Origin of the sequence: Phenylobacterium sp., from assembly GCF_031181185.1 — a bacterium.
GTDB lineage: Bacteria > Pseudomonadota > Alphaproteobacteria > Caulobacterales > Caulobacteraceae > Phenylobacterium.
Genome location: NZ_JAPSKZ010000095.1, coordinates 1 through 14336, shown reverse-complemented (window position 1 = coordinate 14336; position 14336 = coordinate 1). Strand labels below are relative to the sequence as shown.

General features: G+C 69.1%; 16 protein-coding genes. 4 read left to right on the top strand and 12 right to left on the bottom strand.

Annotated elements, in window-relative coordinates; translation table 11 throughout:
* The 5 genes from RIF93_RS12705 to RIF93_RS12685 all read right to left on the bottom strand — a co-directional run.
* A partial coding sequence (locus tag RIF93_RS12705) for an HPr family phosphocarrier protein (protein ID WP_309091823.1) occupies window positions 1-169 on the bottom strand: 169 nt, incomplete at its 3' end.
* Entirely contained in the window at window positions 166-570 is a 405-nt protein-coding gene (locus RIF93_RS12700) for a PTS sugar transporter subunit IIA (protein WP_309091821.1), read from the bottom strand. The genes RIF93_RS12705 and RIF93_RS12700, both read right to left, overlap by 4 nt.
* Window positions 571-629: 59 nt before the next feature.
* Window positions 630-1064, bottom strand: coding sequence for an HPr kinase/phosphorylase (locus RIF93_RS12695; RefSeq protein WP_309091820.1), 435 nt, complete (start codon window positions 1062-1064; stop codon window positions 630-632).
* The gene (locus RIF93_RS12690) at window positions 1061-2674 is read right to left on the bottom strand and encodes an ATP-binding protein (RefSeq protein ID WP_309091819.1); all 1614 of its coding nucleotides are present in this window, start codon (window positions 2672-2674) and stop codon (window positions 1061-1063) included. Before RIF93_RS12690 ends, RIF93_RS12695 begins: the two co-directional genes overlap by 4 nt.
* Window positions 2643-3359, bottom strand: a complete 717-nt coding sequence (locus tag RIF93_RS12685; protein WP_309091818.1) for a response regulator transcription factor — start codon at window positions 3357-3359, stop codon at window positions 2643-2645. The genes RIF93_RS12690 and RIF93_RS12685 overlap by 32 nt, the downstream gene beginning before the upstream one ends.
* A gap of 145 nt (window positions 3360-3504) precedes the next feature.
* On the opposite strand from RIF93_RS12685, the gene RIF93_RS12680 reads away from it, so the two are divergent.
* Window positions 3505-5223, top strand: coding sequence for a hypothetical protein (locus RIF93_RS12680; protein WP_309091817.1), 1719 nt, complete (start codon window positions 3505-3507; stop codon window positions 5221-5223).
* On the opposite strand, the gene pseC is transcribed toward RIF93_RS12680, so the two are convergent.
* Together pseC and pseB are read right to left on the bottom strand one after the other, a co-directional pair.
* Window positions 5220-6383 (bottom strand): UDP-4-amino-4,6-dideoxy-N-acetyl-beta-L-altrosamine transaminase, encoded by a 1164-nt coding sequence (pseC, locus tag RIF93_RS12675; protein WP_309091816.1) that lies wholly within the window; start codon window positions 6381-6383, stop codon window positions 5220-5222. The genes RIF93_RS12680 and pseC overlap by 4 nt on opposite strands.
* 15 nt (window positions 6384-6398) lie before the next feature.
* Window positions 6399-7448 (bottom strand): UDP-N-acetylglucosamine 4,6-dehydratase (inverting), encoded by a 1050-nt coding sequence (gene pseB, locus RIF93_RS12670; protein ID WP_309091815.1) that lies wholly within the window; start codon window positions 7446-7448, stop codon window positions 6399-6401.
* Window positions 7449-7536: 88 nt separating this feature from the next.
* Here pseB and RIF93_RS12665 point away from each other — a divergent pair, with 88 nt between their 5' ends.
* Window positions 7537-7959 (top strand): Tat pathway signal protein, encoded by a 423-nt coding sequence (locus RIF93_RS12665; RefSeq protein WP_309091814.1) that lies wholly within the window; start codon window positions 7537-7539, stop codon window positions 7957-7959.
* Between the two features lie 13 nt (window positions 7960-7972).
* Here RIF93_RS12665 and RIF93_RS12660 read toward each other — a convergent pair whose 3' ends face one another.
* From RIF93_RS12660 to RIF93_RS12650, 3 genes are read right to left on the bottom strand one after another with little or no spacing between them, the layout of a single operon-like run.
* The gene (locus RIF93_RS12660) at window positions 7973-8746 is read right to left on the bottom strand and encodes an SDR family oxidoreductase (protein WP_309091813.1); all 774 of its coding nucleotides are present in this window, start codon (window positions 8744-8746) and stop codon (window positions 7973-7975) included.
* A gap of 14 nt (window positions 8747-8760) precedes the next feature.
* Window positions 8761-9054, bottom strand: coding sequence for a 4a-hydroxytetrahydrobiopterin dehydratase (locus tag RIF93_RS12655; RefSeq protein ID WP_309091812.1), 294 nt, complete (start codon window positions 9052-9054; stop codon window positions 8761-8763).
* The gene (locus RIF93_RS12650; protein ID WP_309091811.1) at window positions 9054-9698 is read right to left on the bottom strand and encodes an HAD-IA family hydrolase; all 645 of its coding nucleotides are present in this window, start codon (window positions 9696-9698) and stop codon (window positions 9054-9056) included. Before RIF93_RS12650 ends, RIF93_RS12655 begins: the two co-directional genes overlap by 1 nt.
* A gap of 62 nt (window positions 9699-9760) precedes the next feature.
* Here RIF93_RS12650 and RIF93_RS12645 point away from each other — a divergent pair, with 62 nt between their 5' ends.
* Window positions 9761-10108 (top strand): hypothetical protein, encoded by a 348-nt coding sequence (locus RIF93_RS12645; protein ID WP_309091810.1) that lies wholly within the window; start codon window positions 9761-9763, stop codon window positions 10106-10108.
* Here the strand turns inward: RIF93_RS12645 and RIF93_RS12640 are convergent.
* Complete coding sequence (locus RIF93_RS12640; RefSeq protein WP_309091809.1) at window positions 10067-11584, bottom strand: MFS transporter; 1518 nt, start codon at window positions 11582-11584, stop codon at window positions 10067-10069. The two genes, RIF93_RS12645 and RIF93_RS12640, sit on opposite strands and share 42 nt — an antisense overlap.
* Before the next feature lie 222 nt (window positions 11585-11806).
* Between RIF93_RS12640 and RIF93_RS12635 the strand changes: the two genes are divergently transcribed.
* Window positions 11807-14176 (top strand): transketolase, encoded by a 2370-nt coding sequence (locus tag RIF93_RS12635; RefSeq protein WP_309091808.1) that lies wholly within the window; start codon window positions 11807-11809, stop codon window positions 14174-14176.
* Here RIF93_RS12635 and RIF93_RS12630 read toward each other — a convergent pair.
* A partial coding sequence (locus tag RIF93_RS12630) for a PLP-dependent transferase (protein ID WP_309091822.1) occupies window positions 14173-14336 on the bottom strand: 164 nt, incomplete at its 5' end. The two genes, RIF93_RS12635 and RIF93_RS12630, sit on opposite strands and share 4 nt — an antisense overlap.

The following is a 14336-nucleotide window of genomic DNA, read 5'->3' as shown; positions in this document are numbered from 1 at the left end:
CCAGCATCATCAGGCCCATGATGGATCGGGCGTCGACGGTCTGGCCGTCCTTGGAGACGCGCACCTCGGCGTCGAAGCCGGCGGCCATCTTGACGAATTTCGCCGAGGCGCGGGCGTGGAGACCCCGCTTGTTGACGATCTCGACGGTGCGGTTGGCGGCTTCGCTCACTTCTCTCCGGCCAGGACGTAAGACGCGACGGAGATGTACTTTCGCCCGGCTTCCTGCGCCGCTGCAACCGAGTCTTCGAGGCTGTAGCGGGTCCGCACGCTGGCGAGCTTGATCAGCATGGGCAGGTTGAGGCCGGCGATCACCTCCGCCTTCGTCTGCTCCATCACCGAGATCGCCAGGTTGGAGGGCGTGCCGCCGAACATGTCCGTCAGCAGGATCACGCCCTGGCCGCCGTCCACGCGGCCGCAGGCATCGAGAATGTCCTTCCGGCGGCGCTCCATGTCGTCGTCCGGCCCGATGCAGATCGCCTCGACGGCGGCCTGAGGCCCGACCACGTGCTCCATGGCGAAGACGAACTCCTCCGCCAGTCGCCCGTGGGTGACGATCACGAGCCCGATCATGCCTGATGTTCCAAAGGGTATCCCCACCCGATGGCGCCTTAGCCTGGGCGCGAGCGGTGCTAAATACGCCTCTTGTGCGCCGCGTCAAAGCTTGAGAGCGCGCGACTGAGTTTCGCAGGAGCCGACTCCTCGAACGCCGGAGTGGCAAGCGCCGGGAGCTGCACGCCCAGGATGTCCTCGTAGGCCGGATCGGGGATGCGCTCGGCGGGCCCGAGCCGGACCACCAGGCCCACCTCGCAGACCGGCAGCGCCTGCACGCGGATCACGTCCAGGCCGCGCACCTCGAGCAGGCCCTGCAGTGTCTCAGGCGCCCGGCCGAAAAGGCGCTCGCCGGAGGCCCAGAGCACGACCCGATCGTCGGCGACCAGCCGGAAGCCTTGGCCTAGGGCCCGCAGCGCGAGATCGCTCTTGCCGGCGCCCGAGGGCCCCTCCACCAGCACCCCCAGCCAGCGGCCGGCCACTCGCTGGGCGATCAGGCCGGCGTGGCGGATCACAGCACCGGCTCGGGCAGGCTGAGGATGAAGATCGCGCCCTGCACAGTTCCGTCCGGGTGCGTGCGGTTGCGGGCCTGCAGCGTGCCGCCGTGCGCCTCGGCGATCTGCCGGGCGATGGAGAGGCCAAGGCCCGAGTTGCCGCCGAAGGCCGCCCCCTTCGGCCGGGAGGTGTAGAACCGCTCGAAGATGGTCTCGAGGTTCTCAGGCGGTATGCCCGGGCCGTTGTCCGAGACGGTGGCCGCAACGCGCCCGCCGCCGCGGCCCAGCGCCACGGTCACCTCGTCTCCCGGCGGGCTGAACGAACGGGCGTTGTCGATGAGGTTGCGGAAGATCTGCCCCAGGGGCCCCTCGCGGCCCAGCACCCGCACCGGCTCCGCGCCGGGCGTGAGCTCCAGGCGTACGCGCACATCGCCGGGTTTCGCCGTCGCCTGATAGAGCGCCACGATGTCGCCGACCAGACGGCCCAGGTCGACCATCTTGGGCTGGTCGCGTGAGAGCTCGGCGTCGAGGCGCGAGGCGTTGGAGATGTCAGTGACGAGCCGATCCAGGCGCTGGACGTCGTTCTTCAGGATGTTCAGCAGCCGGTCGCGGGCCGCTGGCTCGTGCACCAAGTCCAGGGTCTCCACCGCCGAGCGGAGCGACGTCAGCGGATTGCGAATCTCGTGGGCCACGTCGGCGGCGAAGGCCTCGATCGCGTCCATGCGCTCGGACAGCGAATGGGTCATGTCCTCCAGGCTGCGCGTCAGCCCGCCGATCTCGTCGTCGCGGCGGGCGAGGTCCGGCAGCGAGATCGCCCGCGCCCGCGACAGGCGCACGCTGTCCGCGGCCCGCGCCAGACGGTTCACCGGCTGGGCCACCAGGCTGTTCAGCAGGATCGAGGAGGCCAGGGTCACACCGATGGCGATGAGGATGAACGGGATCAGCGCCGCGCGCTCGCTGGCGATGATCTCGTCGACGTCGCTGGCTTCGAGGGTGATCACGCCCAGCACGGCCTTCACGTGGCGGATCGGAATCGAGACCGAGACCACCCGGTCGCCGTCCGGGCCTCGGCGCATGCCGGACCAGCGGCGGCCCTTCAGCGCCTCGCTCACCTCTTGCGCCAAGGCCTTCTCGGCGTCGGCGGCGGTGGGCTCGGGCCTGCGCGGGATGAGGTCCAGACGCACCCCGCGATCCTCTTCGCGCGGCCGCGCCGGCGGCAGCACCTTCCATTCGACGCGGTCCGCGACCAGGTCGGTGTCGGCCACCAGCCGGCCGGTCGCATCGAAGAGCCTGGCCCGCTGGGTCTCCGGACTCTTGAACGTCTGCATGATCTCGGTGGCGAGCGCCGCGTCCATCTGCGGCTCGGGCTCGCCGACCGTCGCGGCGCGGTTGATGATGTCGGCGATCAGCTCGCCTTGGGCCGACAGGCTGTCGATCCGCGCCTTGACCAGGCCTTGCCGGTATTCGTTCAGCACGAGCGCGCCGACGATCAGGATCGCCAGCCCCAGCAGGTTGAGCGCAAGGATCAGCCGGCCGAGCTTGGAGCCCGGCAGCCAACGGAACTTCGACGGCCGGGGCCTCGTGCGAGACCGGCTCCGCTCAGCTTTCGCGGTATCGGTAGCCGACGCCATAGAGGGTTTCGATCGCGTCGAACTCAGGATCCACCTCGCGGAACTTCTTCCGCATGCGCTTGATGTGGCTGTCGATGGTGCGGTCATCGACGTAGACTTGGTCTTCGTAGGCCGCGTCCATGAGGTTGTCGCGGCTCTTCACGAAGCCGGGCCGCTGGGCCAGCGACTGCAGCAGCAGGAACTCGGTGACGGTGAGCTTCACCGGCTTGCCGTCCCACAAACAGTCGTGGCGCGCCGGGTCCAGCGTCAGCTTGCCCCGCTTGATCGCCCGGGCGCTGACCTCGGCGGCGGTCGCGGGCCCCGCGACGCCCTCGTCCTCGCCCCGTCCGGCGCGGCGCAGCACCGCCTTCACCCGCTCGATCAGCAGGCGCTGGCTGAACGGTTTGTGGATGTAGTCGTCGGCCCCGAGATTGAAGCCCAGGATCTCGTCGATCTCCTCGTCCTTGGACGTCAGGATGATCACCGGCAGGTCCGAACTGCGGCGCAGCCGGCGCAGCACCTCCATGCCATCCATGCGCGGCATCTTCACGTCTAGGATCGCGAGATCCGGCGGATCGTTCTCGAGCGCGGCCAGGCCCGCCGCCCCGTCATAGTAGGCCTTGATGGTATGCCCGTGGCTTTCCAGCGCCAGGCTGACGGAGGTGACGATGTTCTCGTCGTCATCCACCAGGGTGATCTTGGCCATGTGGTGTCGGTGTCTCCTTGCCCGAGATGTCGCAAGCTATTCGCGGTGAAGCATGGCCTCAATGGGGCCGGCGGCAGGTGTAGCGGCAGTCAACGCGCCCTTAAGCTTGTTCGAGGAACGTGTGAGCGTCCGGGGGGATGCTTTCATGGATGGATACAGCGTGCATTTCGAGGTGTTCGTCCGGAAAACCCCCGGCGCTTCGTGGACGCTTGAGATGGCGTCCGAGAACCGGAGCGCCGCAGTCCGGGTCGCCGAGGAGCTCTACAACGAGGGCCGCGTCGCCGCCGCCAAGGTGACGAAGGAGACCTTGGACGAAGAAACCCGTGAGTTCCAGACGGTCACCATCCTGAAGCTGGGCGCCGCCGAAGCGGCCCGAAAGGCCAAGTCCCAGGCTGAAGCCCAGCCGCTGTGCGTCACGCCCGAGGACCTCTACACCATCCACGCCCGCGAACGGATCGGCCGGCTGCTGGAAGGCTGGCTCGACCGCAACAACGCCACGCCGTTCGAACTGCTGCACCGCCCGGACCTGGTCGAGAAGCTGGAGGCGTCCGGCACCGACCTGCAGCACGCCGTCCAGAAGCTCGCCATCCCCGAGGCCCATGCCCGCGGCATGTCGGTCCACGAGATGATGCGGGTGTTCCACGCCCTGGTTCAGCGGTCGATCGACCGGCTGATGCGCGACGCCAAGCGCGGCGCCCTGCCTGACGTCGACAAGGAAGGCTTCGCGGCCGCCGCCGAGCGGGTGGCCAAGGAGCCTGAGCGCGCCTACCTGCTGGGCGCGGGCGTCGCGGCTTCGATCGCCCCGGCGGCCTCCTGGTCTGACAAAGTGCTGCGCCTGCTGGACCTCGCCGACGCGGCGCCGAAAGGCCAGGGGCCGCGCGTCCTGGCGCTCTCCGTGATCGAGCAGCCGCTGGCCGAGATCCTGGAATCGAAGCCCGGCCTGGGCGACCTCCTGGGCAAGGGCATGGACCTGGGCGCGACGCTCGCCGCCCTCACCCGCCTGACCGCCTATGAGGCGGTCGAGACCCTGATCCGCATCGAACCCTCGGTCGCCAAGGTGATGCCGCAGCTGTCCCCGGCCGCGCAGCGGCTGGCCAAATGGCTGTCGAGCGAGGACTTCGCCGACGTGCGCACGGCGCTGGGCAAGCGGATTCTGCGCGAACTGAATGGCCCGCGGCGCCTGAAACCAGGCGACGCCGAGGCCGAGATCGACGTCCTGCGGGCGCTTGCCATGTCGCTGACTGCGGCGGCCGGCAAGCTGCTGCCGCTGGAAGACGTGCAGCACGCCTTTTCGGTGCGCTCGCGCATGCTGATCACCGGCGACTTCGTCGAAGCCTACCTCGGCCAGGGCAAGACTTCCCGGGAGGAGGTCGAGGCGCTGATCTGGCTGACCGAGAACGTCATCGGCGGCGCGAACAAGCGCCAGGCCGGCCGCTGGCTGAAGGCCGTGGTGCATTCGCTGCGCTTCGAGAAAGAGATGCTGAAGGCGGCCGGCGAGGATTCCGCCTCGGCCAGGCTGGCGCAGCTGGCGGCGCTGCAGCGGTCGGTTGGCCGGTGCGGCCTCGCGCCCGAGGACTCAGAGCCGTTGCAGACCAAGCTCGGCGACCTGGGCGGGCTGATCGAGGGCGAGGCCAAGGTGACGGCGAGCCTGGCCAAGGCCAACGCTTCGGCGCTGCAACGGCTGACCCTTTTGCTCAAGCTGGCGTGCGGCGAGTCCGCGCCTCTGGGACCCGCGGCCAGCCGCGCCAAGGCCGAAGCGCTGAAACTGGTTCGCAATGACGACACCCGGGCCGAACTGGCCCGCGCGCCCGAGCAGATGAACGCCATGCGCGAGCTGATCCAGCAGGCGGGCCTGGCGGCCTAGAGCCCCAGGACCTCTTGCAGCGCGGCCGCCACGCGGCCCACGTCCTCATCCGCCATGCCGGGATACAGCGGCAGCGACAGGCAGCGGGCGTACCAAGCCTCCGCGCCCGCCAGGTCGAGCTCGCCGTACCGTTCGCGGTAGTACGGCTGGCGATGCACCGGGATGTAGTGGACCTGCGTTCCTACGCCGCGTTCACGCAACGCCTCCACCACCTGAAGGCGGGTGCGGCCGGCGGCTTCGAAGTCGATCAGCACGCACATCAAGTGCAGGACCGGATCGCTCCAGGCGGGCTGGGCGGCGATCCGGACGAGGGGCGCCAAGGGCGCGAGGACCTCGCGGTACGCCGCGGCGAGGGCCCGGCGCCGGGCCGCGAAGCGTGGCAGCTTCTTCAACTGCGAGAGACCCAGCGCGCACAGCACGTCCGGGAGCCGGTAGTTGAAGCCCGGCTCCGGCATCTCGTACCACCAGGGCTCGCAGCCCTCGGGCCGGACCATGCCGTGGGTGCGCAGCGTGCGCAGGCGCTGGGCTAGGCGATCGTCGTTTGTCGTCACCATGCCGCCCTCGCCGGTGGCGATGGTCTTCACTGGGTGGAACGAGAAGGTCGCCATCGCCGAATGGTGCACATCGCCGACCTGTTCCGACAGATTGCCGAACCGCATCGTCGTTCCGAGCGCGTGCGGCGCGTCCTCGACCAGCACCCCGCCGGCGGCCTGGGCGAGCTCGGCCAGCGCCGGAAGTTCGACGGCGTCGCCCCGCAGGTGGACTGGCAGGACGGCGCGGAGCCGACGCCCGTCCAGGCGCTGCAGCGCGTCGGACAGGGTCTGCGCCGACATCAGGCCCGTGTCCGGATCGACGTCGGCGAACACCACCTCGGCCCCGACGTAGCGGGCGCAGTTGGCGGTCGCCAGGAAGGTGATCGTCGGCGCGATCACGGCTTCGCCCGGCTGCACGTCCAGAGCCAGCATCGCCAGGTGCAGGGCGGCCGTCCCATTGGCGCAAGCGACCGCATGGCGGGCGCCCACTGTCTCGGCGAAGGCGCGCTCGAAGGCCTCGACGGTCGGTCCGGTGGTCAGAAAGTCGCCGCGCAGGGTCTCGGCCACGGCGGCGATGTCGTCATCCTCGATGGTCTGTCGGCCGTAGGGAAGCAGCGGGGTGGTCATCGAAGCCCTGGCCTGTCAGTCCGTCGCCCGCCGCCGGCGGCGCGGGCCATCGGTCTCGAGCATGGCGAGGAAGGCCTCGGGCTCCAGCCATTCGTCGTTGGTGTCCGACGCGTACGAGAAGCCCTCCGCCACCTCGCCGCCGTCAATCGGCGCGCGCTGGTACTCGGCGAAGGCCGGTTCGATCACATAGCGGTCGCCGAGGTCGACGGTGGTGCGGGCGTCGTCGGACGAGATCATCATCTCGTGCAGCTTCTCGCCCGGCCGGATGCCGACCACCTTGATCGGCAGCTGGGGCGCCATGGCGGCGGCGATGTCGGTGATCTTCATGGAGGGGATCTTCGGCACGAAGATCTCGCCACCGCGCATCATCGAGAGCGACGAGAGGACGAAGTCCACGCCCTCGTCGAGGGTGATCAGGAAGCGGGTCATCCGCGGGTCGGTGATCGGCAGCTCGGCCGCCCCCTTGGCGATCAGCCGCTGGAACAGGGGAGCCACCGAGCCGCGCGAGCCGACCACATTGCCGTAGCGCACCACCGAGAAGCGGGTGCCGATGTCGCCCGAGAGGTTGTTCGCCGCGACGAAGGTCTTGTCCGAGGCGAGCTTGGTCGCGCCGTAGAGGTTGATCGGATTGCACGCCTTGTCGGTGGAAAGCGCCACGACCTTGGCGACCCGGTTCGCCAGGCACGCCCAGACCACGTTCTCGGCGCCGAGCACGTTCGTGTGGATGCACTCCGAGGGATTGTACTCTGCCGCCGGCACCTGTTTCAGCGCCGCGGCGTGGATCACCACGTCGACGCCGCGGACGGCGAGGCTCAGCCGCTCGCGGTCGCGCACGTCGCCCAGGAAGAACCGCATGCGGGCGAGCTTCTCCGGACCGAAGCGGTCGGCGAGGTCGATCTGCATCTCGCTCTGCTTCAGCTCGTCGCGCGAATAGACGATCAGCTTCCGCGGACTGCACCGCGCCAGCACTGTCTCGACGAAGCGGCGGCCGAAACTGCCGGTGCCGCCGGTGACGAGAATGACCTTGCCGTCGAGGTCCAGGGTGGTCGGCGCAAATCGGCCCAAGCGGCGCTCCGGTAGCCTAGCGAATCGTCTCGTGGGCCCGACTGTCGCCGCCAGGCCGTAAAGAGACCGCTAACCATGTTTTGGCCTGATGCGGCCGATGGACCGCCGCCGCTTCGCCGCCCTCACCCTCAACCTCGCGCTCGCGAGCGCCCTGCCCGGCGCGGCCCGCGCCTCGTCCGAAAAGGGTGAGAAGAAGTTCACCGGCGGCGCCAGCTACGTGCCCATCCAGACGGTCCTGGGCACCATGCGGCGCGGCGACGGCCGCCGGGGCGTGCTCTCGGTCGAATGCGGGCTGGACATCCCCGACGCAGCGTTGCGGGAGCGGGCGCACGCCTCGATCCCTCGGCTGCGGTCGGCCTACGCCTCGACGGTGCAGACCTATGCCGCGGGTCTGCCCGCCGGCGCGCCGCCGAACGTCGACTTCATTGGCCGCAACCTTCAGCAGCAGACCGACGCCATACTCGGTCGCCGAGGCGCGAAGGTGTTGTTGGGCGCGGTGGTGGTGAACTAGCGCCGCAGCGCCCTCACATCGCCGAGATGCCGCCGTCGAGCTTCAGTTCGGCGCCCGTCATGAAACGGCTCTCGTCCGAGGCCAGGTAGAGCACGGCGTTGGCGATGTCGTCCGGCTCGCCGATGCGGCCCAGCGGCACTTGGCGCGCGAGCTTGGCCTCAGCCTCCTCCTTGCCGAACCGCTGGCGCAGCGGGTCCAGGATCGGCGTGTCGATGAAGGTCGGGTGGATCGAGTTCGAGCGGACGTCCAGGCCCTGCTTGGCGCAATGGAGGGCGATGCCCTTCGACAGCAGCCAGACGGCGGCCTTCGAGGCGTTGTACGACGGGCTGTTATGGGCGGCGATCAGGCCCGCGATCGAGCTGATGTTGATGATCGAGCCGGGCTGGTTCTGGCGCAGGTACTTCAGCGCGTGCTTCGTCCCCAGGAAGACGCTGTCGACGTTGACGCTCATGACGAGCTTCCAGTCCTCGAGGCTCAGGCTCTCGATGTCGCCGCCGCGGCTGATGCCGGCGTTGTTCACCAGCACCGAGATGCCGCCCATGGCGGCGTCGGCCTCCTCGAGGGCGTAGATCCACTGGTCTTCCTTGGTGACGTCCAGCGGGAAGGCGAAGGCGGTCCCCTCGCCGTGAACCTGGTTGATCTCGTCGGCCACCGCGCGGGCGCCGGCGGCGTTGATGTCGGCGAGGCTGACCTGGGCGCCCTCGGCGGCGAGCCGGCGGGCGAAGGCGGCGCCCAGGCCCTGAGCCGCCCCGGTGATGAAGGCCTTCTTGCCGGCGACCCGTCCCATCGGGGTTTCCTCCGCTACTGTTCCGCGATCTCGTCCATGAACCCGGCCAGGGTCACGTCCAGCTCCGTTACGCCGTCAGCGTCATGAGTGGCGAGCGTGACCTCGACCCGATTGTAGACATTGAACCACTCGGGGTGGTGGTCGAGCTGGTCGGCCTTGATGGCGACGCGCGCCATGAAGCCGAAGGCCTCGTTGAAGTCCTTGAAGCGGAAGGTCTTCCGGATCGCGTCACGCTCGCCGTCCACGCGGCTCCAGCCGTTCAGGCGCGGCAGCGCCGCCTCGGCGCCGATCTTCTGGGGACGGCCCATCACGCAAACTCCAGCCCGACGATCTTCGCCAGATCGTCCAGCGCCTGGTCTTCGGTGGTGACCTTGATGGCCTGCATGCCCAGGCCCGCGGCGGGCTTGCAGTTGATCCCGAGGTCGTCGAGGTAGACGCACGCTTCGGGCTGCACGGCCAGCAGGTCGCACATCATCAGGTAGATGCGGGGGTCGGGCTTGCGCACACCCGCCTTGGAGCTCTCGATAATGGCGTCGAATAGCGGCATCACCTGGGCCATGGCGCCCGCCATCCGCTGGCCCGCATCCTGGCCGGGGCTGTGCTCGGACACGACGTTGTTGGTGATGCAGCCCACCTTGAAGCGCTGCTTGCACGCCTTCAGCGCCTCGACCATCCGCGGCCGGAGCTGGCCCGACAGCAGCGGCAGGACCTCGGCGCCGCGGACCGGATGGCCCAGCGCCGTCGATTCCTCGAGGAACAGCGCATCGAAGCGGCCGGCGTCGATCTCGTTGCGCTCGAACAGCGCCCAGGCGTTGCTATCCGGATTGGTCGCGTTGACCCGGCGGATGAGGTCCTTGGGCAACCCCTTCTCGGCCTCGTAGCGGTTGAACGCCTCGAACGGGGAGGTCGTGAACACTCCGCCGAAATCCCAAATCACCGCCTCGATAGCCATCAAGCTCACTCCGTTCGCCCATCGGCTCTAGAGAGCGGCGGGCCGGCGTGCAAGTAAGCGGCATGCTCCGCTTCGCAGCCTTCGGCCTCGCCTGCGTCGCCGTCCTCTACGTCTGCCTCGCCCCTACCGGCTCGCTGCCGAGCGTGAGCGTCTGGGACAAGGCGGAACACGCGCTGACCTGGGGCGCCCTTACGGGGTTCGGCTTCGTGCTGTGGCCGCGGAGGCCGTGGCGGGTCGCGGCCTTCACGCTGCTGTTCGGCGCGGCCACCGAGGCGCTGCAGGCGACGATGGGCTTCGGCCGTCGCGGCGACCTGGCCGACTTCGTGGCGGACGCGGTCGGGACCGGCGCGGCGCTCGGCGCGTGGGCCCTATTCCGCCGGCGCCGGGGCGGCGTCGGGGATGCTACCTGAGTCCTTCCTGGCGGCGGCGGCGTCGTCGGCCTTCGTCTTGGCCCGCCGCGCCAGCAGCGCGGCGCGGGTCTGCTCGTAGCTGTTCCGGTCGATTTTGTAGAGCGAGTAGAAGAACACGGCGATGACGCCCGGGATGGCCGCCATGATGCTGTCCCACAGCGCCAGATCGAACAGCACCTTGGCCGGCACGTCGGCGATGCTCTTCGCTCCCTCCGGGAAGTTGATCAGGGTGATCACGGCGCCGGCGACCATGGTGCCTACGGCCATGTCGATCTTCCCGGCCATCGTGCGTGTCGAATAGAGGATGCCCTCCTGGCGCAGGCCGAATTTCAGCTCGTTCTCGTCGGCGACGTCCGCCAGCGCCGACATGACGCTGATCTGCAGCACGCTGATCGAGCCGTACTGGACCGCGGCGAAGGCGATCAGCAGGGGCACCAGACCCGGGGTGGTCGGATCGAGGACGCCCATCATGCCCAGCACCAAGGGAATCGGCGGCACGATGGCGTAGGTCAGGGCCGCGAGGATGATGGTCCGCTTCTTGTCGAACTTGCCGTGCAGCTTGGCCGCGAACAGGAAGGCGGTGAGGTAGCCGACGAGGCTGCCGGCCACGAACCAGCTGAGCTGCTCGCTGGAGAGGTCCCAGTAGTAGGTGTTGACGTAGAGCCGCATGCCCTCGCGCATGCCGATCATCAGGGCCACGAAGAAGTAGGCCACCAGCAGCCAGACGTAGTTGATGTTGGCGAGCGCCTTGCCGATGTCGGAGATGAAGCCGCGTAGGCTGAGCTTGGGCTGGTCGGCCCGCGGCTGGGGCAGGTACGGGATCCGGTCCCTGGTGAACCACGCCGAGAGGAACAGGGCTGCCATCGAGACAAGGCCGATGGTGGCCGCGTAGGCCCCCCAGGGCTCGGGGTTCAGGAGGCCGCGGGGGAATTCCGGGGTCGAGGGGAAGAACACCCGGAGCGCCACGATGGTGGTCAGCGCCCCGCCGGCCCAGTTGAAGAAGCTGTAGTAGGACATCACCTTGGAGCGCTCGGTGTAGTGGGGCGACAGCTCGCCCCCGAGGGCCAGGTGGGGGACGTAGAAGAAGGTCATGGCCTGGCGCATCAGGATGACCGCCGCGCCGAGCCAGATCAGCAGCCCGGTCTCGCCGAGACCCGCCGGCGGCGAGAAGATCGCCCAGACCGTGAGGCCCACGGGGATTCCCGACGCGAAAAGATAGGGGTGGCGCCGCCCCAGCTTCGACTTCGTGCGGTCCGAGATCGAACCTACGATCGGATCGGAGATAGCGTCGAGGATCAGGCTCGCCGAGATCGCCAGGCCCACGAGGTGGGGGGGAACGCCGAGAACCTGGTTGTAGAACAGCATGGCGAAGCTGGAGACGGAGTAGAGCGCCACCATCTCGGCGGCGCCGCCCAGCCCGAAAGCCAGCTTCGTCTTCATAGGCAGCCGGTCGGCCGCCACGGCGGTCTTCGCCATCCATCTTCCTCCAGATGCGCTCTGTCGGCGCTCTTTGGGGCGAAGCAAGCCCGAAGGTCGGGAAGGCGTCAATCTCGGCGTACCGAAGATTCGACAGTCGCGGCGGCGCTCCGAGCGCCTGACGTTCCGCCCGGAAACCTGCTAGAGACCGAAAAAAGCGTGCCTGCAGCGTCAGCTTCAGCGCAAGATCGCGCCTCGATCCCTTGGAAGCCGGAACATTCCATGCCTCGCGTTCAGTCCGCCCCCGCCGCCGGTCACAACCTCGGGACCGCCGACGCGATGCGGCGCCTGGAGCAGATCGACGCGCGGCTGCGCTGGCTGGCGACCTGGACGATCCACAACGCCAATCACCTGCGCGAGAGCCGCGATGGGCTGAAGGTCGGCGGCCACCAGGCCAGCTGCGCCTCAATGACGACGATCCTGACGGCGCTCTACTTCCACGCGCTGGGGCCGAAGGACCGGGTGGCGGTCAAGCCGCACGCCTCGCCGGTGTTCCACGCCGCCCAGTACCTGATGGGCCGCCAGACGCAGCAGCAGCTCGAGGGCTTCCGCAGCTTCGGCGGCGCCCAGTCCTACCCGTCGCGGACCAAGGACAAGGACGACGTCGACTTCTCCACCGGCTCGGTCGGCCTGGGCGTGGCGATCACCGCCTTCTCGTCGCTGACCCAGGATTACCTGAAAGCCCACGGCTGGCTGGATCCCGCCCGCGAGGGCCGGATGGTCGCCACCCTGGGCGACGCCGAGCTGGACGAGGGCAACATCTACGAGTGCCTGATCGAGGCCTACAAGCACGACATCCGCAACGTCTGGTGGATCGTCGACTACAACCGTCAGAGCCTGGACGCGACCACCGCCGACCGGATGTTCGACCGGTTCGACGACATCTTCGAGACCGCCGGCTGGCGGGTCGTCACGCTGAAATGGGGCAAGGCCCAGGAGCGCGCCTTCGCCCGGCCCGGCGGCCCGGCGCTGCGCAACTGGATCGAAGCGTGCTCGAACGCGGAATACGCCGCCCTCACCTACCAGGGCGGCGCGGCCTGGCGCGAGCGGCTCACCCGCGACATCGGTCGCGAGCCGGGCGTCCGCGCGCTGCTGGAGGGCTTCTCGGACGACGAGCTGCACAGCCTGATGATCGGCCTTGGGGGCCACTGCATCGAGACCCTTACGGAGGCCTTTGACGCCGCCGCCAAGGACGACACGCCCACCCTGTTCATCGCCTACACGGTGAAGGGTTTCGGCCTGCCGCTGCAGGGCCACAAGGACAATCACGCGGGCCTGATGACGCCCACTCAGGTGGACGCGCTGCGCGAGAGCATGGGCATTCCGGCCGGCGAAGAGTGGGAGCCCTACGCCGGCCTTCCGCCCGAAGAGGCCGAGGCGCTGAAAGCGTTCGTCGCCGAGACGCCGTTCGGCCGACCGGCCGAGCGCCGGTTCGAGGCGGCGACGATCTCCGTGCCAGGGCCGGCGGACTTCCCCGTGCCAGACGGCGCGGAGCAGTCCACCCAGGCCGCCTTCGGTCGCATCCTGCTGGACCTCGCCAAGAGCGGCCATCCCATCGCCGATCGCATCGTCACCACCAGCCCGGACGTGACAGTCTCCACCAACCTCGGCGGCTTCGTGAACCAGCGGGGCCTGTTCCGACGGCGCGAGACTGCCGACGTCTTCCGTGACGCCAAGATCCCCTCGGCCCAGAAGTGGATCGGCGGCCAGGCGGGCCAGCACATCGAGCTGGGCATCGCCGAGCACAACCTGTTCCTGAACCTCGCCGCCCTCGGGTTGGCTGGTCCGCATTTCGGCGAGCGCCTGCTGCCGATCGGAACGGTGTACGACCCCTTCATCTCCCGCGGCCTCGATGCCCTGAACTATGCCTGCTACCAGGACGCCCGCTTCATGCTGGTGGCGACGCCGTCGGGCCTGACGCTCGGCCCCGAAGGCGGGGCGCACCAGTCCATCTACACGCCGCTGATCGGTATGGGCCAGCCGGGCCTGACCTACTTCGAACCCGCCTTCGTGGACGAGCTCGCGCTCGTGATGCGGTGGTCCTTCGAACACATGCAGGCCAAGGACGGCGGCTCGGTCTACCTGCGGCTGACGACCCGCACCCTGGCGCAGCCGCAGCGAACGGACGAGGCTTGGAAGGCCGACGCACTCAAGGGCGCCTACTGGCTGAAGGCGCCCGCGCCGGGCTCGGAAGCCGCCCTGGTGTTCTGCGGCGCCATAGCGCCCGAGGTGCTGGTTGCCGCCGAGCAGCTCGCCGAGGACCTGCCCGGCCTGGGCGTGCTGAACGTCGTCTCGCCGGGTCTGCTGCACCGCGACTGGATGGCGGCGCGCCGCCGCCGCTGGACCACCGGCGAGAAGCGCGAGAGCCACGCCGAGGCGCTGCTGGGCCAGCTTGCGCCGGGCGCCGGCTTGGTGACGGTGGTCGACGGCTCGCCCGCGACGCTTTCCTGGCTGGGCGGCGTGCGCGGCATGCGCGTGAGTTCGTTGGGCCTCGACAGCTTCGGCCAGGTCGGCGACCTGCCGGACCTCTACCGCCACTACCGCCTCGACACCGACGCCATCGTCGACGCCGCGGCGGAGCTGTTCCTCTAGGCTGCCAGCGCCTGCTCGAGGTCGGCGATCAGGTCGGCGGTGCTCTCGACGCCGACCGACAGCCGGATCAGGCCGTCCTCGATGCCGATGCGGGCGCGGGTCTCAGGCGGGATCGAGGCGTGGGTCATGATCGCGGGGTGCTCGATCAGGCTCTCCACCC